Origin of the sequence: Chitinophaga ginsengisoli, assembly GCF_003014595.1 — a bacterium.
In the GTDB taxonomy this organism is placed as follows: Bacteria; Bacteroidota; Bacteroidia; order Chitinophagales; family Chitinophagaceae; genus Chitinophaga; species Chitinophaga ginsengisoli.
Genome location: NZ_PYGK01000002.1, coordinates 477,997 through 495,506 on the forward strand (window position 1 = coordinate 477,997; position 17,510 = coordinate 495,506).

A 17,510-nucleotide genomic window follows, 5' to 3' on the forward strand; every position below is an offset into this window, starting at 1 on the left:
TCAGTTACCGCTGGCAATAGTGCTGTGATCAGATTCTATCGCCTGCTTTCCAAATAGTTGGTCGGTATAAATAATCTCATTCATGTTCCCACTGCAGACTGTCTGAAATAACCTTTCCCAGTCTGCCGTGAAACGCTCTATATTGAACCGCTTCATGGCGGTGGCCTTTGCGGCTTCTCCCATTTGCGCGGCCAGCTCCGGCTCGTTCAGCAACAGCTTCATCTTTTTGATCAGGTAATTAATATCTGTATGAATGAATCCATTCTTTCCATTTTCAATCACCGTTACCAGCTCGGTAGTGGCAAGGCCCACAACAGGCATTCCCTGCATCATCGCCTCACAAACTGCCAGTGCCAGACTGGTATGTCTTACGGGATGGAAATAGAATCTGTACTTACTTCTGAACAATGGCAGCTGCGGATGTAATACTTCTCCGAGACCATCTTCTCCGTTGCCCATGCCTACGAGGTCAACGGGCAGTATATTACGGACATGCTGAAAAATATCCCAGCCCAGTCCTCTGCCCCTTTGCGGCAAATGATTAATGGTCACCAATCCCTTTGCCAATTCTCCTGTATACGGCACATCGGGGGCCGTTACGCCATGTTCGATCACGGTGGCCGGTGTACGGTTATTGTCCCACATCAGCCGGTTGTAGTGCGTCACATGTACCAGGCAAATGCGGCGGTCGTTCACGACGTGTCTTGTGGTAACAGGATTCTTGGCTGGTGTGTTATGCTCCAGGTATACCCGGGGTAACCTGCGCTGCGCGGGAGATAGTATATCATATTGATCCACCAGGTAATCTTTTGTAGACTGATAAAGGATGACATCAAAGTCAATATCTTTCACCATTCTTATCGGGATCTCATGCACATTATCACCGAATGGAAATGTCTTTCCTCTGCCATAGTACCCGGGAGTACGTTGCTCGTTGACAGGGATATAGATGTCATAATTGCCTTGTGACAGGTAATACAGGTAGCTTCCATGGATATGCCAAGTAAAAATCTTCAGCCTGGGCTTTTGCTGCGTAGTCGTCATATATGTCATTAAATAGGATTGACTGTGTAACAATATTCGCTTATGACCTTCCCTATGTGTCTTAATGATTCACCTCTTACTCTCTATAGTTGTTCAGAAGCAGGATCAATAAACAAACCAAAGATGTGATGCTGGAAATAATTGATTTTTAGACAATTATTTTCTACTATCGTTAATTCTGTGTAAGTGCTGTATAGCAGCGCTTCCCCGGCGAACGCTGCTGAAACTCAAAGAAGAAATTGCTATCGAAACCACAGTGCAACAGCTACATGGTACAATTGACGCAAGAGTTCTACACTTAATGTAACCTATTCACGTTTCAAAGAATATGCATATATAGTAGTGGGCCGAAAATGGCCATGGCATGATTTTCCACACATTCCCTTACTACTAAACTTACTTTCATGAAGGCAGCTGTTTTCCATAAAATCGGAGACATTCGTGTGGATAATGTCGAGGATCCGCGTATAGAGCAATCTGAAGACATCATTGTAAAAGTCACATCTACCGCTATCTGCGGCTCCGACCTGCATATTTATGACGGGTTCTTTCTACAATTGAAAGACCAGGTAATGGGTCATGAGTTCATGGGAATTGTTGAAGAAAAAGGCCCTGGTCTATCAAAGCTGAAACGCGGCGATCGTGTGGTGCCGTTTCCTATTGCCTGCGGACATTGTTATTTCTGTAATCCTGATCTGCCGGTTCACTGTGAGAACTGTGAACTTTGAGAAGGGTACTTCGAAAGTGATGGAGGATTGTTTTAAGGCCAGAGATCTCCATCTGAACCCGCTGCCTGTCTTTCGCGAGCTCCGACTGTAGTGCGATGTAAAATGGAATCAGGCAGAGAAGTCTGGACTGCCCTTGCCATGGTACCCGGTATAATTATGACGGCAGGGTTGTGACTGGTCCGGCGGATACTGACCTGGAAGGTATTGCCTTGTCGTGAGTGTATGAACAACACGATACCACTCACAGACAAACTGCACCTGACAACGCTAATTGTAAGAATAGATATGTCAGGAATATTTGATTCTTATTTTAGTTTAATTTAATGATGAACATAATGAATTGATAGCGTATGATTAATTATGGTTATGATCTTGACATCATAAATAAGATCTCTGATACACTGAGGCATAAGGGCGAAACACTGGCTGTAGCGGAAAGCGTAACCGCCGGTCAGTTACAGGTAGCCTTTTCTCTTGCGGATGGCGCTACGCAGATCTTCCAGGGCGGTGTTACTGCTTATAATATCGGACAGAAATCAAGGCATCTGCTGATAGATCCTATTCATGGCGCTAATTGTAATTGTGTATCTGAAAAAGTGGCTGATCAGATGGCGGCACAGGTAGTATCTCTTTTTTCAGCAGACTGGGGGATTGCTATTACCGGCTATGCTTCTCCTGTACCCGAACAGCACATTCATGAGTTATTTGCCCATTATACGATTTATTACAGGGATAAATGCGTAAAACATGAACGCGTCACTGCCCCTCACAATGATGTATTGACGGTCAGATTGCATTTCACAAATGCTGTGTTGCGGAAATTTTATGATGCCTGCAGAACTATCGGCATCTAGTCCGGATATGGAATAATCTTTGCCGCCTTCTTCAAAAAACGTGTTATGGAAAGATTGTCACTGGAAAAAGAAACCGTACATCTTGACTATACAAGGGAAGGTATTCCCGAGTCAGTAAAAAATTTCCGCCCGAATGTATTCAGAGACGGAGATATGTATCATTGTATCCTGGGCTGTGATGGAGACACGGCAGTATTTGGAAGCGGCAATTCAATAGAAGAGGCATTGCTCGAATGGGATCATGCTTATCAGGATAAAATGAAGAAATAAAAATCAGCAGATAAGATAAAAAGGCCATTCCGTATCAACAGAACGGCCTTTTATCTACTGAAATTATTGAGATTATCAGGGAGTTCCTTCTGTCATATTATCATTACTGTCACTACCCCTGCTGTAGTTATTATTTTCCTCATCTTCTGCGCCAATGTCTTCATTTTCGTCATCCAGTTCTGCACCAGGTATATCAAGATCAGCAGCGGATGTTTCTTCACCAAAAGAACCTTCATTCAATGGATCACCATCGTCATCCGTACTATCTAATGAGGCTCGTCTCAGGCTGTCGGCATCTTCTTCTCCCGGTGTGATATTGGCACTGTCTTCCAGATCCTGTCGTTCCTCATCCGTAACATCAGATTCATCGTCTATATCCTCCTCATCATCCAGGAGGCCTTTCCCTTCTTCATCATCGGATGATATAGTGGTATCTGCCAGTTCACCAAGGGGCGGTACATGTATATGTTCCTGTCCGGGGATATCTGATACATCAGGGAGCTGTATTTCAGTTTCTTCCCGCTGCATTTTCCTTTCGTCCTGCGGATTATCCTGTATATCCCGTTTTTCCTCGCTGCTTTTTATACGTGTGAATGCTTTTTCCATATCAAATGCTTTTTAGTTTTTATTGCCCTCATCTCTCGTTTTAGGTCCGGCCTGGAAGACCAGATATGCCACAGCGATGACAACAACAAAAAATAGCGTAATCAACAACGTAAACATATGCTATCTGTTTACTGAATTATCACAAATAATCTGCCATGCCAGGCGCTCAGTCTGTCACTTGCATGTTTAGTCCCGTCTATTTTCAGGATACGGGGAAGGTGCCTGCCCATGGAGATCCGGACAGTTGCATCATTTCCCGCTACGCTGTAAACACAAGAGAAAACCGTGGATGAAAAGCCTCTTGTCGAGAATGGCTGGGAATATTTATGCACAAAGCGGTGGATATACACAGGTCTCTAAGCAGGCTTATGGATGTTGTGTTTTATAAGGCTGGCATTATATTATTTGCATATGGGGATTATTTATACTTGTGTAAAAAGATTCTGCAGTTCTTTTACGAGGTCAAATACGGAGGTAGGTTTCTGCAGGCAACAGAAAGCCCCCCTGTTCATCGCTTCTTGCTGAAGACCGTAATCTATGCAGGTAGAATACATAATGACCGGGATATGGCATATTTCCTTCTTTTTTTTGATCTCTTCCAGACAAGCCAGGCCATTAGGTCCCGGCATATTGTAGTCAAGCAAAATAAGATCGGGCCTGGCAACCCGCAATATACCATAGGCCATCTCGGCCCCTTCCGCCCAGTCACAGGTACTATTACTTCCCGCCATCTCTACCGCCTCATTCAAAATTTCTATTTCATCGGCGTCGTCATCGATCAGCAATATGGACCTTACCATAAAGAAAAAATTAAAGCAGTGAGACAATGCAATTCAAAAGGGATAATCGTTATCCGTGTCAATAGTTATTCTTAGTATAAGGGTATCAGCGTTCCCGTTGGATGAAAGGAAAAACAATGCAAACACATTATTTTATCAAGACCTGATAACAAGAGCAAACGGCTAATGGTTGAAACCGTTGTATAACTAAATGTAAGATTTTTTACCGAAACACCAAAAGAAACATGATGAGTATCATATTTTTAGAAGCATTTTTCGAATTTTCAAAACGTATAATTCAAAAAACCAATGTACCTTCCTGACAGATCGAAAACCAGGTAAGCAAATGATGTTGATCCATCAAGGTAAATTCACGTTAAAGCGGGAGAACAGCATGCACGCTGCCGCATTCTGTATCCTGCATGCCTCTTTGAGGCAGCTTACCCAACATATCCACCTCCTACATCCCGAAGAACGATCTTATTATGAAACATTAAAATTTGATAAGCGCCGGGAGAGCTATCTTCTAGGAAGGATCTCTGCCAAGAAAGCGATCGGTGCATTATCCGTCTTTGAAGATCTGGGTAAGATCGCCATTGAAGCCGGCATCTTTCAGTTCCCGGTGGTGAAGTATGCCGTTACCCGGAACCTGCAGGTCAGTATTACCCATTGCGAAGGCTTAGGCATCGCTCTTTCCTACCCGGAAGTACATCCACTAGGACTCGACCTGGAACGGACAGATAAGGCTAATACGGAGGCTATTAAGGAGCAGCTGACTCCAGGGGAGCTAGCGCTTATGAAGACGGTACCGTTACCAGAAGATATTGCCTGCACGATGGTATGGACGATGAAAGAAGCGTTGTCGAAGGTACTCCGGACCGGATTGACTATGGATCTCAAGCTGTTGGAGATCCAGTCGCTGGTGAAGGAAGGGGATTTGTATACCAGCCATTTCAAACATCTTATTCAATACAGGGCGATTTCCTGCTATGCCGGCACGCATGTCTGTTCGATAGTGGTGCCTGGTAAAACGACGCCTGACCTGGAGGAATTCTGGGGATATTTCCGTGAAACGGTGTTGGGTTCGGGGGAATGACAACGTCATGTGGCCCCGGGGTTATCACCCCGGGCTACAAACAACAGGACTCCTACGGAGTCCATTGGTGTTTTGTTACCCACCCAAAGTACGCTTTAAACAGGGCGTATACATGCCGTATACACGACGCATCTATGCCGCATAGGTGGACCTGGGAAGCATATTTTTTATAGAGGTATTATAAGATAACCGGCTTACAACAATAACGTATCTATTCTGTGAGCTTGTACCAGCTGGACCTGTTCTGACCAGGAGAAAACGGTAAAATAACCATCCTGGGAGGCGACCAATGCAATCGCATCTCTTTGATCATGAACAAATTGTGCGGCAGAAAGGTGCCGGGTACCTCCTATTGCGGATGGATGCATTAATTCGGGCGTGCCCCCGATTACGGGTTCTATCATCACCACCCTGTCTACCCCCCTGGAAGACCAGGGCGCCCGGGTGATCTTCGCCCCAAAGGTGATCAGCTCATGGCGGTCATTGATGAGGGTAGCACCATCTACGGCAGTCAGGCCGGTGATATTGTCTACTTCCCGGCGCATAGCGTTCTGCCAGTATATTTCGGTCACTTTGGTTCCGTCCTGGTTGAGGAGGTCCGCCACACCCGTAAAAGCAGGAGAAACGGGATATGTTAAAGGATGTACGATCGATTCTTTCCACTTTTCGCTATCTGCCGGTACCATCAGCAGGATACCTCCCCGTTTATGCGCCCGCATAGATACGGCGATCTGGATCAGGACATTGACCGGGTCATTCCATACGGCAGAAGAGGTCAGTCCCAACAGGGAGGTCAGAATATCAGGACTATCTGGCAGTAATCCGCAGGATTCATCCACGATCTTTACCTGATCGCCTTTCAGCACCGCTACGTTGGCAAATTTTCCCAGTCCGACGCTACGGCGGTGTTTAACCACCAGCAAGCCCGGTTCGGAGACGTCCAGTACGAAACAGAAATTAGGCAGTTTAAGGGTGGTACCCCATATATATAAGCGGTCGCCTTCATACCAGATACCCACATGTACGCCGGCCCGTTCTACACCAGGAGCCAGTTTAGTAAGTACACGGACGTCAAATGGAAGCTTTTGTGCAAATTTCAATGGTTTCCCCGCCTGACAAGGATTCAGGAATGCCAGGGAGATACGGGTAGGGTTCCCTTCTTCCCTGCGCAGGCTGGCCCAGAAGGCCACGTCAAGCATTTTCTCAATAAATCTGGCTTCAGGAACGGTGGCAAGGTCTTCTTCCCCACTCACAGCAGCAATGGCCAGGTGTTTGGAGAAATGAGTTTCTATCTGGTCGGCTACCTTAACGGCAGCCTGATAAGTTGAGTCAAGAGTCAAATCCATAGCTATACAATACAATTAGCGCCAACATCAAAATTAACCTTTTATTCTATGCCCCAAAATATACCACTTATTCCCTTCATATGCCTTCTTATGACATTTCGGCTAAAACGAGCAGGGATAATTATGATCTTAGGGCCTCCTCTTTAAGCCAGGATATGGTTATGGTCATGAGAAGGAATGCCAGCCCCAGGCATTCCTTTCTCTTTTATTTGAAGATCTTAAAGGCCTGCAGGAATTCGTCGATATAACGGCGGCTGAAAAAGAGGGTTTCCCCATCTCTGAAGAAGATCTCGTTATTGATAACGTTGATCTTCATGACTTCTTTCACGTTCACAATATAGTTTCTGTGTACACGGCAGAACTGAAGTGCCGGCAGCTGGATCTGTAAATCCTTGAGCGACTGCTGGATCACGAATTTCTCCGTATGACACACCACCTTACTATACTTTCCGTCCACTTCTATATACCGGATATCATCAATGGCGATCCTCTGCAGGAGGTTACCTTTTTTGATGAACAGGGTATCCGAAGCAGGGGGCAATGCCTGTGCTGGGGGAGCCGCAGATTCCTGTTTAAACTTTGAAAGGGCCAGTTCTATGGCATATTGCAACTCCAGCGGGTTATAAGGCTTGAGCAGGTAATTGTAAGGCGATGTGAATTTTGCCAGCCGGAAGGTGGTATTATCGTTTGCGCTGGTCAGGAAAATAAAGGGACGCTTTTGCGCCCTATGTTCGTTGATCGTTTCGGCAAAGAGGATCCCATCCGGTTTATCACCCAGGTAAATGTCAATCAGGCAGATGTCAGGAAGCTCTTCATCATAAGCAGCCACCGCGTCTTTGAGCATGGTGGTGATCCTTATGTCAGTACAGCCCAGTTTACGTAAAAAACTCTCCAGGAAGTCCGCTTCGGCCGGACTATCTTCCAGGATGAGTACTTTCAGTTCCTTCATAATGTTCATTGGCAGGCAAGCAGACTACAATACGAGTGCCGGCGCCCACGCTGCCGGTGATGCGTAATGCACCACCGTTCTTTTCCGTCATGGCCTTTACCAGCCATAATCCGAGTCCGGTACTCTTGCTGCCCGCGGTATCTTGTTGTATACGTTTTGTATCCCGTTTGTAAATAGCCTGTATGATCTTTTCGTCCATTCCGATACCCGTATCCTGCACGGTTACTTCGCAGCTGTTCCCGACGGTTTCTGCGGAAATAGTGATGGTACCGCTGGCATGCGTGTATTTGATTGCGTTATCTATAATATTTCTGAAGATGATCTTAGCCGTGTTCAGGTCAGCATAAAAGGTCATTCCTTCCGGTACTTCATTGATGATACTGATCCTTTTCAGGGCCGCGCCTGCGTTGAAATCGTAGGCTACCTGTGCGATGATCCTGTTTGCATCATGCAGCTCCCGCTGCAGGCTTAACTGGCCGGTCTGGCCCAATGACCAGTACAGCAGGTTGTTTAACAGTGCATAGGTATTGTCGGAGATCTTTTCAATATTCTCTGACAATGCCGTAGCTTCCCTGATCTTGTTACGGGAAAGTGTATCTTTCAGATAGGACAGATTGATCTTGAGATGATTTACAGGAGAACGCAGGTCGTGTGCTACAATAGAGAACAACTGGTCTTTCGTTTCATTGAGCAGTTCCAGTTTGTCATTCTGTTCGGCAATAATGCGGTTTCGTTTACTCGTTTGCCGGTAAGCATAGAAGATCAGGCCAGCACAGGACAGGAAGAACAATGAGAGGACAAAAAAGGTGTTCCGCTGCCATCTTCTTCTTGTCAGTTCTGCTTCGCGGAGTTTATTTTCCTGCCGCAGTATCTGTAACTTATATTCCTGCTGTTGTATAGCGATCTTCTTTTCCTGTTCTGCCAGTTCCCATATTTTATCGCGGTTGGCGATCTGTGCTTCCAGCTGTTCATATTCCTTTCTGTAGCCCAGTGCGGCCTCAAAATGCCCTGTACGCTCTTCTACAATGGCGAAGTTGAGATATACCTTACTGCGGATCTTCAGATCGCTGGCCTTTTTAGCCAGTGCAAGCGCACGTTGCAGGTAACGCCACGCTTCCTTCTGACGGACCTGCTGATCGTACAGCAGCGCCGTATTCAGGAATGAGTTCACCAGCGCCGTTGTGTCCTTCAGTTTCTCGGCAATGGCTATACTCTTTTCGAAGTTATCTTCTGCTTCCTCGAACCGTGTCAGGTGGAGCAGGCATACGCCTGTATTATTCAGGATCTTTCTGGCCACCACTGGTTCATAAAGATGGAAGAAACGTCGTTGTATAAGATTGAAATATTCGAGCGACTGATTGAACTGTCGCTGTTCCAGGTAGATCTCCCCTATATTGGGATAGATGTTTGCCTGAATATTGATATCCAGCGCAGGAACGGCTGTCAGTTTCAGGTATTCCGACAGCGCTTCTTTATAAAAGTCCTTATAGTAGAGGATTTTGGCCTTCAGGAACCTTACGGTGAGTGTGCGCGGAGCGAGAGAATTGCTATCAGTGATAGCGGTGATGGTGGACGCATATTTAAATCCATCATCCAGGTTGCCACTATCGAGCGCAGCATGGCACTGATGAAAATAGCGGGACACCATACTATCCTGCCCTGGCGGCAGCTGATTACACACATTACATTGCTGTGTGATCAGCTGCCGGATTGCGGCAGGCAGATTAATTTTCTGTGCAGACACCCGGGTGAGGGTACTACAGCATAACAATAAAATAAGCAGCTGGTAACACAGGAGTCTTAACATGGGGATCAGGTCTTCTCAACGCTGGTAACAGTGCCGTTAGTTGTTTCAGGATCACCAATAACATAACGTACACGGATAGCCGGCATTTCACGACCTTCCACGCAGTAACGGAATTTGATCTCCCATAATGAATATGCATAAATTTCAGGATGACCTGCCGGATTGTCATAGAGAATATTGACATCTCTGACTTCAATAGGGCCATTCCAGATCTCGATAGTACCGCAGTCAGAAATGTTCTCGTCCAGGTGTACATTCCTGGCATGGTCTGGCAGGTACATATGGAGGTTTACATCATAACAATTCTGAAAATCACCGGACTTACGTAATGAAACCAGTGGTTCTTTAGATGATAATTGTCCCATCAAACCTGATGCAAGTAACCTGATGCTTTGTGTTTTGATCTTCGCTTTAGATGGCTCTGTAGCCAGAAAGGTACCGGTAGCACTCCCGGCAAGTGGTTGTTGTGTGTCCAAGGGATAAGGGTTTAAGTACCAAATATAAATAAATTATTATAATGAGAGATGGCAAAGATTTTGTGCTGTTAGCCACATATACACTATACATATGGCTTTTATAGATTATTACAAGGTGCTTGGAGTAGATAAAAAAGCCTCCCAGGACGACATAAAGAAAGCATACAGGAAGCTTGCCAGGAAACACCATCCCGACCTGAACCCAAACGATAAGGAGGCGCAGATGAAGTTTCAGCAGATCAACGAGGCGAATGAGGTATTGAGCGACCCCGAGAATCGTAAAAAATATGATGCCTACGGAGAGCATTGGCAGCATGCAGACCAGTATGAGAAGGCCCGACAGCAACAGGGCAGCGGCGAGTTTGGTGGTCAACAGGGATATGGCGGTTTCGGTGGACAGGACTTCGGAGACTTTTCCGAGGGACAGTTCTCAGACTTCTTCGAGTCCCTCTTCGGCAGCCGTACCGGTGGCAGCAAGCGTAAGTTCCGCGGGCAGGATTATAATGCGGAATTACATATCAGTCTGCGGGATGCTTATATTACTCACCAGCACACGCTCAGCGTCAATGACAAACAACTGAGGATCACCATACCGGCAGGTATTGCCAACGGACAGGTCATCAAGCTGAAAGGACATGGCGCTCCCGGAGGCAACGGAGGACCCAACGGAGACCTCTATATTACTTTTGTGATAGCTGAAGATCCCGTCTTTAAAAGGGTCGACAATGATCTCTACATGAATGTGGACCTGGAGCTTTATACCGCCATACTCGGAGGAGATGTCACCATCGATACGCTGAGCGGAAAACTGAAACTGAAGGTGAAGCCCGAAACACAGAATGGCACCAAGGCCCGGCTGAAAGGCAAGGGATTTCCTGTATATAAGCAGGAGAATGTATTCGGAGACCTCATCATCACATATTCCATATTGCTTCCGACCAATCTGACAGAGGCACAGAAAGAACTATTCAGGCAACTGGCCGCATCATCACATTAAACTATCCGTTATGCAAACAGCACTGATAGCCGTTACCCAATATTGCAGTATACACGAAATTGAAACTGACTTTATTAACTCACTGGCAGATGAAGGACTGATAGCCATTACCGTTGTAGAAGGCGACCGTTTCATTTCCGAGGAACAGCTGCAGGACCTGGAGCTGTATACCCGCTGGTACAGTGAGATGGGGATCAATACAGCCGGTATTGAAGTCATCAAACACCTGCTGGATAAGATCAGGCATATGCAAATGGAAATAGTGTCGCTGAGAGAACGGCTGCATTTGTACGAAGCATTCTGAGATGTGATAGCCTGATGCCATATTTCATCAGGCCTGATTATCTTACTCCGTTAAATTATCAACCATGAATAAATTCTTCAGAGCAATTATCGCCTTTTGGGGCGCAAAGAAATTCGGCGGCGGTTGTTTAGGTAGCATTGTGTTATTCATTATTATTTATTGGGCCTTGGGGCATTGTCATTGAGGGTGCGGGCACTATAGCTAACCTTCCAGATACGATTCGTTTTATCGTCTGTGATGTATAAAGCACCAGTATTGGAAACAATGATACCTACAGGTCTTCCGCGCACCTCTCCTGCTATACTGTCTTTCATAAAGCCTGTGAGGAAATCTTCCGCCTCTCCGGCAGGTTTGCCATCTTTAAAGGGTACGAATAACACTTTGTAACCTGATAAGGGCTTGCGGTTCCAGGAACCATGCTGGGTAATAAACGCCCCATTCCTATATTTCTGCGGGAAACTGTTCTTAGTGTAAAAGGCCAGTCCTAAAGAGGCGGTATGGGATTTCAGGGAGTAATCAGGCACGATGGTCTTTTCTACCAATCCCTCCGGTGCATTGGGGACCCTGGGGTCTCTGTGCTGGCCCCAATAGCTGTATGGCCATCCATAAAAAGCGCCTTCTTTGACACCTGTCAGATAATCCGGCACCAGGTCATTTCCCAGTTCATCACGTTCATTGACCACGACCCAGAGGGTATTGGTACCCGGCGCCCAACCCATACCTACCGGATTTCTCAATCCGGATGCATAGACCCGCATACCACTGCCATCCGGATTCATTTCGAGGATATTTGCCCTTTATCTATGCAACAGCAGCGGACTTACAGCTTTTCTCCAGATAGCGTAACCCTGTGCATTCATATGCAGCATATCTTCCACAAATAGCTCTTTTCTGGGTTGACCGTTCTTATCGAGCATCAGTTGAAATACATCTACAAAAGTGATGTGAGACAGCTTTGCAATATAACTGCGGATGAGGCTATTCGCCTGTTTAGCGATGGGCAGGAACTGCACCCTGCTTGGGCTCGGTTTGATGGAAATATATACAATGGGAGTATTGGGTAGTTTGCTTCTGATAGTCGCATACAGGTTTTTAAACCTGTTAAAGATGCTATCTGCTGTTATGCCTTTTTCTGTCAGGTCATTCTCCCCAACATAAAGCACTATCTGACGTGGGTGATAAGGAAAGATGATCTGATCAGCGTAATAGATGATATCATTCGTTACAGCACCACCTACTCCCCTGTTCATGACAACATAACTGCTGAAGGTCCTCTCAAGGTCATCCCATTTACGGATAGAGGAACTTCCGGTGAACAGTATCGGGTTCGCCGGAGGCGCATACATCTTATCCCACTTCTGGATAGTGTTGATATCGTCCTGATATCTTTGTGCGTGAACAGCAGAAATACAAACGATCAGGATCAGTACTAAAAAGCTTAACAGTTTCTTCATAAACATGGTATAATGATTATTATTTAATTGCACGAAAAGTAAGGCTCATTCTTCCATTGTTCGTATCTGACGCGGGAATTGCATGTAGCCATTCATCCTGAACAGCCTGTGTCATGTAGATCAGGGAACCTGCAGGCAACGGAAAGTCAATCGTCTCAACGGGCTCTTTGATGTTTTTGAACCGGAGTGTTCTTGTTTCTCCAACAGAAACAATGGCAATACCTGTTCCTTGTTCAAGGATATCTGTCTGATCTGCATGAAAACCCATCTTAGATTTCCCGTCCAGGTAGTAGTTTATAAGGCAGTTATTGGGGGTAAAACCCAGCGTAGTGCTTATCCGGGTAACAATAGCTTCCAGTTCAGGGGGAAAGGCCTGAAAAGGATAGCTCATCTGTGAATAATTGTAGGCAACGCCAAAACTCGCGGTTTTACGGGCAAGCATTCTTTCATCCCATAAAACATTATCCCTCAATGAACTAAATAAGCGCTCAGCATCCCGTACGAAATCCGGTATAAAAGTAATTCCGTTCATAGTGCCGCAAAATATAGAAAATCTTGCAGGATAATGCCGCCAAGATCCTGTGTGGTAGGGATGATTATATCATGTAAGCCGGATTGACTATCTTTACACACCAGATTTTACACACCAGGAAATAAGTTTACAATGGAAAGCTCAGAAACAAAAGAACAAGCAATTAAGGTAGTAATCATCGGCGGTGGATTTGCAGGCATTAATCTGGCCCAACGATTGCAGCACGACAAGCGTTACCAGATTACATTGGTAGATAAGAACAACTATAACTTCTTCCCCCCACTCATCTATCAGCTGGCGACGGGATACCTGGAGACATCAAGCATCTGTTACCCTTTTCGTAAATTATTCCGGGATAAGCCCAATCTCCGCTTCCATATGGGAGAGTTCCAACGGGTAGACCCGGAAGCACATATCTGTTACCTGAATGAAGGCGAAATAGAATACGATTACCTCGTTTTTGCCACAGGTACTGAAACCAACTATTTCGGCAATGAAAACATAAAGAAGTACGCTATTCCAATGAAGAATGTGAATGATGCACTGGAGATGCGGAATACGCTTCTAAAAAGGCTGGAAATAGCCTGTATCACCCAGGACCCTGCGGAGCGGAAGAAACTGACCACTATTGTCATTGCAGGTGGTGGTCCTACCGGTGTGGAAGTATCCGGCATGCTGGCGGAATTACGTCAGTATGTGGTCAGAAAAGACTATCCGGAACTACATGGACATGGCGGGGAGATCTACCTGGTGAGCGGTGGAGAAAGCCTGCTTGAACCGATGACTAAAAAGTCGCAACGGCACACCTATAATGCCTTACGCAGGCTAGGCGTGAAGATCAAGCTGAAAACAAGGGTAAAAGACTTCGTGGACGATCAGGTGATCCTGAACAACGGCGATACTATTCAGACTAAAACCCTCATCTGGGCAGCCGGTGTAACCGCACGGCTGATGGACGGCATTCCCGTGGCCAGTACCGGCGCAGGCAGGAGAATGATGACAGATGCTTACAACAGGGTGATCGGTGTGGACGATATCTTTGCTATCGGCGATACCTGTTTACAGACCACTGATAAGAATTTCCCGGACGGACATCCCCAGCTGGCACAGGTTGCATTACAACAGGGTAAGCTCCTGGCCAAGAACTTCTCCGCAATGGCGGATAACAAGCCGCTGAAGCCTTTCAGTTATATAGATAAAGGCACTATGGCTATTATCGGTCGTAATAATGCTGTAGCTGACGTTCCTAAGCCAAAACTGCACTTCAATGGCTTTATTGCCTGGTTCATGTGGTTGTTCATTCACGTGATGGCACTCATCAACTACCGCAACAAGCTGAAAACCATGTACAACTGGACCGTGGCCTATTTTACAAGAGACCAGGCCCTGCGTATGATCATTAAACCGATCCCACCTCAGCCGGAGGTAAAGCAAGCTGAAATGGCGGCAGCGGTTAAATCTTCAGTCTGATCCGTTTCTTTTCCATCCAACCTACCAGTAGAATGACCAGGAAGCCGATCGCAATAGAGCGGAGTATCCCTCCTATCCCTTCACTTAATGCAGTTGGGTAGCTGAATCCAACCAACGCCAGCACTGCGTAAAGCAAATACGGGATCAGGTAACAGGTTAATGTACTCGTACCAGCCGGACGGATCCATTTGAACCAATCCATCTTACCTTTTACGTCTACCAGCCAGATCATTGCGGTAAATAGCAGTATGCTGATGCCTGAGCAGATCAACACCCAGGCCGGGGTAGCCCGGATCTTGGAAATACCGGCGGTATAGGGGCGTAGTATAAAACCAGCCACTATCGCCAGCACTCCCAGGCCTATAAATACGGCCCAGAGGGAGCTTAACTTCCTTTTTTTGTCCAGCAGTGTATACAATGAAGAGATCACCGCTCCTGCCATGATCAGGGATACGGAAGAAGCATTGTCTATAACCGGAATCTCGAAGTGCAACAGGCCGGCGTGAGTCAATATGTTTATCAGCAGAAAAACGCCTAAAATGGCGGTTATAGCTCCAAAGTTACCTTTCACTATCAGGTACAAGCTGGCACAGACCAGGTATGCCCACCCGATAATGCCCAGTATACCCCACCAGGAAGGCCGCATCCAGTGTGGCGCATCTGCCGGACCTCCTTTATATAGCGCCGCCATAACAAGCAGTAAGACAATACCGGCGCCCACCAGTGTATATCTTTTTTTCTTTTCCATTTCCTGCGGATAATCCAGCCATATCAGGAAGAATCCGATGGTGATCAGCAGTTCCCATATCGGGTAAGGTAAATATGCCGCCTGACTGTAATTTTCCAGGTTGACATGGAAAAAGCCCATGACGATCAACGCCAGGGAGCGGACCAGGATATGCGTTTCTGTACTGATGAAGGATTTCTGCTGACTAATGCGTTTTCCGATGGCAAAGGGAATGGACAGGCCGACGATAAATAGAAAGGCAGGAAAGACCGTATCTGCAAATCCTAGCCCATCTTCCTGGGCTTGTACGTGTTCAATCCAGGCAGGGATATTTTTCACACCACTGACGTCATTTACAAAGATCATGGTCAGCATGGTAAGGGCGCGAAAGGCATCAATAGATAACAGGCGTTGGGATGATTTAAGCATGCTATAAGGTATTAATATTTTTTACATTATTCAATACCCCTTCCTGTTGCAGGTGCAATATTTTCAGGAGCACCCCGTTCGTCCATCCGAAGCCGTCCTGATTAGGGTATTCTCCTCCTCCTCCCTGCAGCGAGGTGTCTTTCACGTTATACTTCTCCAGCAGCTTACCTGTTTGTTTAAACACCCGGATGTTCTGGTTTGCCCAGCGGCCGGCTATCTCAGATGCAAGGGAGTCGTTCTTATAGGTGAGCAGGCCGGAGATCGTCATCCAGTGCAGGGGCGCCCAACCATTGGGAGCATCCCATTGTTCTCCTGTTTCGATTGGCGTGGATACCAGTCCGCCGGGATACAGGAACTGTCGCTGTATCACGATGGCAGCACTATCTGCCTGTCCCTGGCGGGCAATCCCGAAAAACAGCGGATACATACCACCCAGGTTCAGTACAGGCGTTCTGGTGCCTTTTTTAAAGTCGTAATCCCTGAAAAAGCCGGTCTTCGGGTCCCAGCAATAGCGCAGGATAGCATCCCGGCGGGTAGCGGCGGCAGCTTCGTATTGCAGGGCCATGGCGGTATTGCCCTTCATGCTGTAAGCATCTCCGAGGGTCATTTCCAGGTTGTATAAGAGGCAGTTAAGGTCTACAGGGATAATATCCGTAACGTGGATAGAAGACAGTGATTTCCCGTCTGCCAGCCAGCGGCTGCTGAAGTCCCAGCCAGATTCTGCACCGGTACGCAGTTCCTGGTAAACCTTTTCGACCGGTTGCCGGCGGGCGCTTTTGGCCGTTTTGATGTCTTCCGTCCAGGCTTCTTCCCGGGGCCAGTTGCCCCTGTCGTAATAGCGATTGAGGACGGCCCCGTCAGACAATGCTACCAGGTGTTCTTCGCTCTGTCCTTCTATCGGCTTCTTCATCCAGAAATGATGTTCCTTTTCCAGGGCATCGAGGTATGTGGTTAGTATCTCCTGTTTGCGATCCTCCTTTGCGGAGATCAGCAGTTGCAGCATCAGGGCGAAATAAGGTGGTTGTGAGCGTGTGAGGTAATAGGTGCGGTTGCCATTAGGGATAAAACCATAGGTGCGTATCAGGAAGGCAAAGTTCTTTACCATACTCTCTATCAGGTCTATACGGCCGCTTTCTTTCAGTCCCAGCATGGTGAAATAGCTATCCCAGTAATACACCTCACGGAAACGGCCCCCCGGAACAACATAGGGAGCAGGCAGGCTGATAAGGGAACCCCATGTATTGGCACTGTCAGGCTCCCGTTTTAAGACTTTCCAGAGTGATTCAATATGTGCGACAACGTCCTGACTGGTATCGGTGATGTAATGGGTAGTAGCGGCTGCGGGTACCAGGAAATATTTATGAATGAAAGCGGCCAGACTAAACCCTTCTGCCTCCTGTTCTTTTGCATAAAACTGAAGCACCATTGCAGGCGCTGCCTGGGGTCTGCAGTCTGCGAAAGTTTTGCTGTCGGGAAAGATGTGGGCGGATTGGACGGCTTCAAACAATCCGGGGAATTCCTGCCTGGGGGAGCGTTCTTTAACCTGCGGTGGCCGCTGCTGCTTACAGGCCAATCCGCATGCCATGGCAATGGCAATGAAAAAGCGTTTTCCATTCATACGTTACGTGGTTTCTATATTTTA

Annotated in this window: 20 protein-coding genes; 8 read left to right on the forward strand and 12 right to left on the reverse strand. The window is 46.7% G+C overall.

What is annotated here, in order from left to right:
- Complete coding sequence (locus CLV42_RS06510; RefSeq protein ID WP_106601357.1) at positions 1-1,044, reverse strand: glycosyltransferase; 1,044 nt, start codon at positions 1,042-1,044, stop codon at positions 1-3.
- Positions 1,045-1,448: 404 nt separating this feature from the next.
- Here CLV42_RS06510 and CLV42_RS06515 point away from each other — a divergent pair, with 404 nt between their 5' ends.
- The 4 genes from CLV42_RS06515 to CLV42_RS06530 all read left to right on the forward strand — a co-directional run bounded on the left by CLV42_RS06515 (position 1,449) and on the right by CLV42_RS06530 (position 2,896).
- Positions 1,449-1,772, forward strand: a complete 324-nt coding sequence (locus tag CLV42_RS06515; RefSeq protein WP_245901525.1) for an alcohol dehydrogenase catalytic domain-containing protein — start codon at positions 1,449-1,451, stop codon at positions 1,770-1,772.
- A 122-nt stretch (positions 1,773-1,894) separates the two neighbouring features.
- Positions 1,895-1,990, forward strand: coding sequence for a Rieske 2Fe-2S domain-containing protein (locus CLV42_RS34275; RefSeq protein WP_245901549.1), 96 nt, complete (start codon positions 1,895-1,897; stop codon positions 1,988-1,990).
- Positions 1,991-2,122: 132 nt separating this feature from the next.
- A complete protein-coding gene (locus tag CLV42_RS06525; RefSeq protein ID WP_106601085.1) occupies positions 2,123-2,626 on the forward strand; it encodes a CinA family protein in 504 nt (167 codons plus the stop codon).
- Between the two features lie 45 nt (positions 2,627-2,671).
- Positions 2,672-2,896, forward strand: coding sequence for a hypothetical protein (locus CLV42_RS06530; protein WP_106601086.1), 225 nt, complete (start codon positions 2,672-2,674; stop codon positions 2,894-2,896).
- A 75-nt stretch (positions 2,897-2,971) separates the two neighbouring features.
- Here CLV42_RS06530 and CLV42_RS06535 read toward each other — a convergent pair whose 3' ends face one another.
- Together CLV42_RS06535 and CLV42_RS06540 are read right to left on the reverse strand one after the other, a co-directional pair.
- A complete protein-coding gene (locus tag CLV42_RS06535) occupies positions 2,972-3,502 on the reverse strand; it encodes a hypothetical protein (protein ID WP_106601087.1) in 531 nt (176 codons plus the stop codon).
- A gap of 422 nt (positions 3,503-3,924) precedes the next feature.
- Positions 3,925-4,302: a response regulator gene (locus tag CLV42_RS06540; RefSeq protein WP_106601088.1), complete on the reverse strand. Its 378-nt coding sequence runs from the start codon at positions 4,300-4,302 to the stop codon at positions 3,925-3,927.
- A gap of 325 nt (positions 4,303-4,627) precedes the next feature.
- Between CLV42_RS06540 and CLV42_RS06545 the strand changes: the two genes are divergently transcribed.
- On the forward strand, positions 4,628-5,377 hold the full coding sequence (locus CLV42_RS06545; RefSeq protein ID WP_106601089.1) for a 4'-phosphopantetheinyl transferase superfamily protein: 750 nt from the start codon (positions 4,628-4,630) through the stop codon (positions 5,375-5,377).
- 194 nt (positions 5,378-5,571) lie between these two features.
- On the opposite strand, the gene CLV42_RS06550 is transcribed toward CLV42_RS06545, so the two are convergent.
- The 4 genes from CLV42_RS06550 to CLV42_RS06565 form a co-directional block, all read right to left on the reverse strand.
- Positions 5,572-6,723: a putative sensor domain DACNV-containing protein gene (locus CLV42_RS06550; RefSeq protein ID WP_211303394.1), complete on the reverse strand. Its 1,152-nt coding sequence runs from the start codon at positions 6,721-6,723 to the stop codon at positions 5,572-5,574.
- A 205-nt stretch (positions 6,724-6,928) separates the two neighbouring features.
- Positions 6,929-7,672 carry a LytR/AlgR family response regulator transcription factor gene (locus CLV42_RS06555; RefSeq protein ID WP_170117413.1) on the reverse strand — a complete coding sequence of 248 codons (744 nt, stop codon included), beginning with the start codon at positions 7,670-7,672 and terminating at the stop codon, positions 6,929-6,931.
- On the reverse strand, positions 7,638-9,479 hold the full coding sequence (locus CLV42_RS06560) for a sensor histidine kinase (RefSeq protein ID WP_106601091.1): 1,842 nt from the start codon (positions 9,477-9,479) through the stop codon (positions 7,638-7,640). The genes CLV42_RS06555 and CLV42_RS06560 overlap by 35 nt, the downstream gene beginning before the upstream one ends.
- 5 nt (positions 9,480-9,484) lie before the next feature.
- Positions 9,485-9,955: a hypothetical protein gene (locus CLV42_RS06565; protein WP_106601092.1), complete on the reverse strand. Its 471-nt coding sequence runs from the start codon at positions 9,953-9,955 to the stop codon at positions 9,485-9,487.
- Between the two features lie 91 nt (positions 9,956-10,046).
- On the opposite strand from CLV42_RS06565, the gene CLV42_RS06570 reads away from it, so the two are divergent.
- Positions 10,047-10,952, forward strand: coding sequence for a DnaJ C-terminal domain-containing protein (locus CLV42_RS06570; protein ID WP_106601093.1), 906 nt, complete (start codon positions 10,047-10,049; stop codon positions 10,950-10,952).
- A 10-nt stretch (positions 10,953-10,962) separates the two neighbouring features.
- Positions 10,963-11,256 carry a chaperone modulator CbpM gene (locus CLV42_RS06575; protein WP_106601094.1) on the forward strand — a complete coding sequence of 98 codons (294 nt, stop codon included), beginning with the start codon at positions 10,963-10,965 and terminating at the stop codon, positions 11,254-11,256.
- A gap of 152 nt (positions 11,257-11,408) precedes the next feature.
- On the opposite strand, the gene CLV42_RS06580 is transcribed toward CLV42_RS06575, so the two are convergent.
- The 3 genes from CLV42_RS06580 to CLV42_RS06590 are packed head-to-tail and all read right to left on the reverse strand — an operon-like array spanning position 11,409 to position 13,242.
- Entirely contained in the window at positions 11,409-12,035 is a 627-nt protein-coding gene (locus CLV42_RS06580; RefSeq protein WP_245901527.1) for a PQQ-dependent sugar dehydrogenase, read from the reverse strand.
- 18 nt (positions 12,036-12,053) lie between these two features.
- Positions 12,054-12,710, reverse strand: a complete 657-nt coding sequence (locus CLV42_RS06585) for a GDSL-type esterase/lipase family protein (protein ID WP_106601359.1) — start codon at positions 12,708-12,710, stop codon at positions 12,054-12,056.
- Positions 12,711-12,729: 19 nt separating this feature from the next.
- Complete coding sequence (locus CLV42_RS06590; protein ID WP_106601095.1) at positions 12,730-13,242, reverse strand: alpha-ketoglutarate-dependent dioxygenase AlkB; 513 nt, start codon at positions 13,240-13,242, stop codon at positions 12,730-12,732.
- Between the two features lie 132 nt (positions 13,243-13,374).
- Here CLV42_RS06590 and CLV42_RS06595 point away from each other — a divergent pair, with 132 nt between their 5' ends.
- Complete coding sequence (locus tag CLV42_RS06595) at positions 13,375-14,712, forward strand: NAD(P)/FAD-dependent oxidoreductase (RefSeq protein ID WP_211303395.1); 1,338 nt, start codon at positions 13,375-13,377, stop codon at positions 14,710-14,712.
- Here the strand turns inward: CLV42_RS06595 and CLV42_RS06600 are convergent.
- Together CLV42_RS06600 and treF are read right to left on the reverse strand one after the other, a co-directional pair.
- A complete protein-coding gene (locus CLV42_RS06600) occupies positions 14,696-15,868 on the reverse strand; it encodes a DUF5009 domain-containing protein (RefSeq protein WP_106601096.1) in 1,173 nt (390 codons plus the stop codon). The two genes, CLV42_RS06595 and CLV42_RS06600, sit on opposite strands and share 17 nt — an antisense overlap.
- Before the next feature lies 1 nt (position 15,869).
- Positions 15,870-17,486, reverse strand: a complete 1,617-nt coding sequence (treF, locus tag CLV42_RS06605; RefSeq protein ID WP_106601097.1) for an alpha,alpha-trehalase TreF — start codon at positions 17,484-17,486, stop codon at positions 15,870-15,872.
- Positions 17,487-17,510: the final 24 nt, after the last annotated feature.

What these genes read in the sequence shown, in the direction of transcription:
- CLV42_RS06525 (WP_106601085.1), top strand. Translation starts at nt 2,123, where the DNA reads ATGATTAATTATGGTTATGATCTTGACATCATAAATAAGATCTCTGAT.
- CLV42_RS06530 (WP_106601086.1), top strand. Translation starts at nt 2,672, where the DNA reads ATGGAAAGATTGTCACTGGAAAAAGAAACCGTACATCTTGACTATACA.
- CLV42_RS06560 (WP_106601091.1), bottom strand. Translation starts at nt 9,479, where the DNA reads ATGTTAAGACTCCTGTGTTACCAGCTGCTTATTTTATTGTTATGCTGT.
- CLV42_RS06575 (WP_106601094.1), top strand. Translation starts at nt 10,963, where the DNA reads ATGCAAACAGCACTGATAGCCGTTACCCAATATTGCAGTATACACGAA.
- CLV42_RS06515 (WP_245901525.1), top strand. Translation starts at nt 1,449, where the DNA reads ATGAAGGCAGCTGTTTTCCATAAAATCGGAGACATTCGTGTGGATAAT.
- CLV42_RS06550 (WP_211303394.1), bottom strand. Translation starts at nt 6,723, where the DNA reads ATGGATTTGACTCTTGACTCAACTTATCAGGCTGCCGTTAAGGTAGCC.
- CLV42_RS06545 (WP_106601089.1), top strand. Translation starts at nt 4,628, where the DNA reads ATGATGTTGATCCATCAAGGTAAATTCACGTTAAAGCGGGAGAACAGC.
- CLV42_RS06535 (WP_106601087.1), bottom strand. Translation starts at nt 3,502, where the DNA reads ATGGAAAAAGCATTCACACGTATAAAAAGCAGCGAGGAAAAACGGGAT.
- CLV42_RS06580 (WP_245901527.1), bottom strand. Translation starts at nt 12,035, where the DNA reads ATGAATCCGGATGGCAGTGGTATGCGGGTCTATGCATCCGGATTGAGA.
- CLV42_RS06600 (WP_106601096.1), bottom strand. Translation starts at nt 15,868, where the DNA reads ATGCTTAAATCATCCCAACGCCTGTTATCTATTGATGCCTTTCGCGCC.
- CLV42_RS06590 (WP_106601095.1), bottom strand. Translation starts at nt 13,242, where the DNA reads ATGAACGGAATTACTTTTATACCGGATTTCGTACGGGATGCTGAGCGC.
- CLV42_RS06510 (WP_106601357.1), bottom strand. Translation starts at nt 1,044, where the DNA reads ATGACGACTACGCAGCAAAAGCCCAGGCTGAAGATTTTTACTTGGCAT.
- CLV42_RS06555 (WP_170117413.1), bottom strand. Translation starts at nt 7,672, where the DNA reads ATGAAGGAACTGAAAGTACTCATCCTGGAAGATAGTCCGGCCGAAGCG.
- CLV42_RS06585 (WP_106601359.1), bottom strand. Translation starts at nt 12,710, where the DNA reads ATGAAGAAACTGTTAAGCTTTTTAGTACTGATCCTGATCGTTTGTATT.
- treF (WP_106601097.1), bottom strand. Translation starts at nt 17,486, where the DNA reads ATGAATGGAAAACGCTTTTTCATTGCCATTGCCATGGCATGCGGATTG.
- CLV42_RS06570 (WP_106601093.1), top strand. Translation starts at nt 10,047, where the DNA reads ATGGCTTTTATAGATTATTACAAGGTGCTTGGAGTAGATAAAAAAGCC.
- CLV42_RS06540 (WP_106601088.1), bottom strand. Translation starts at nt 4,302, where the DNA reads ATGGTAAGGTCCATATTGCTGATCGATGACGACGCCGATGAAATAGAA.
- CLV42_RS06595 (WP_211303395.1), top strand. Translation starts at nt 13,375, where the DNA reads ATGGAAAGCTCAGAAACAAAAGAACAAGCAATTAAGGTAGTAATCATC.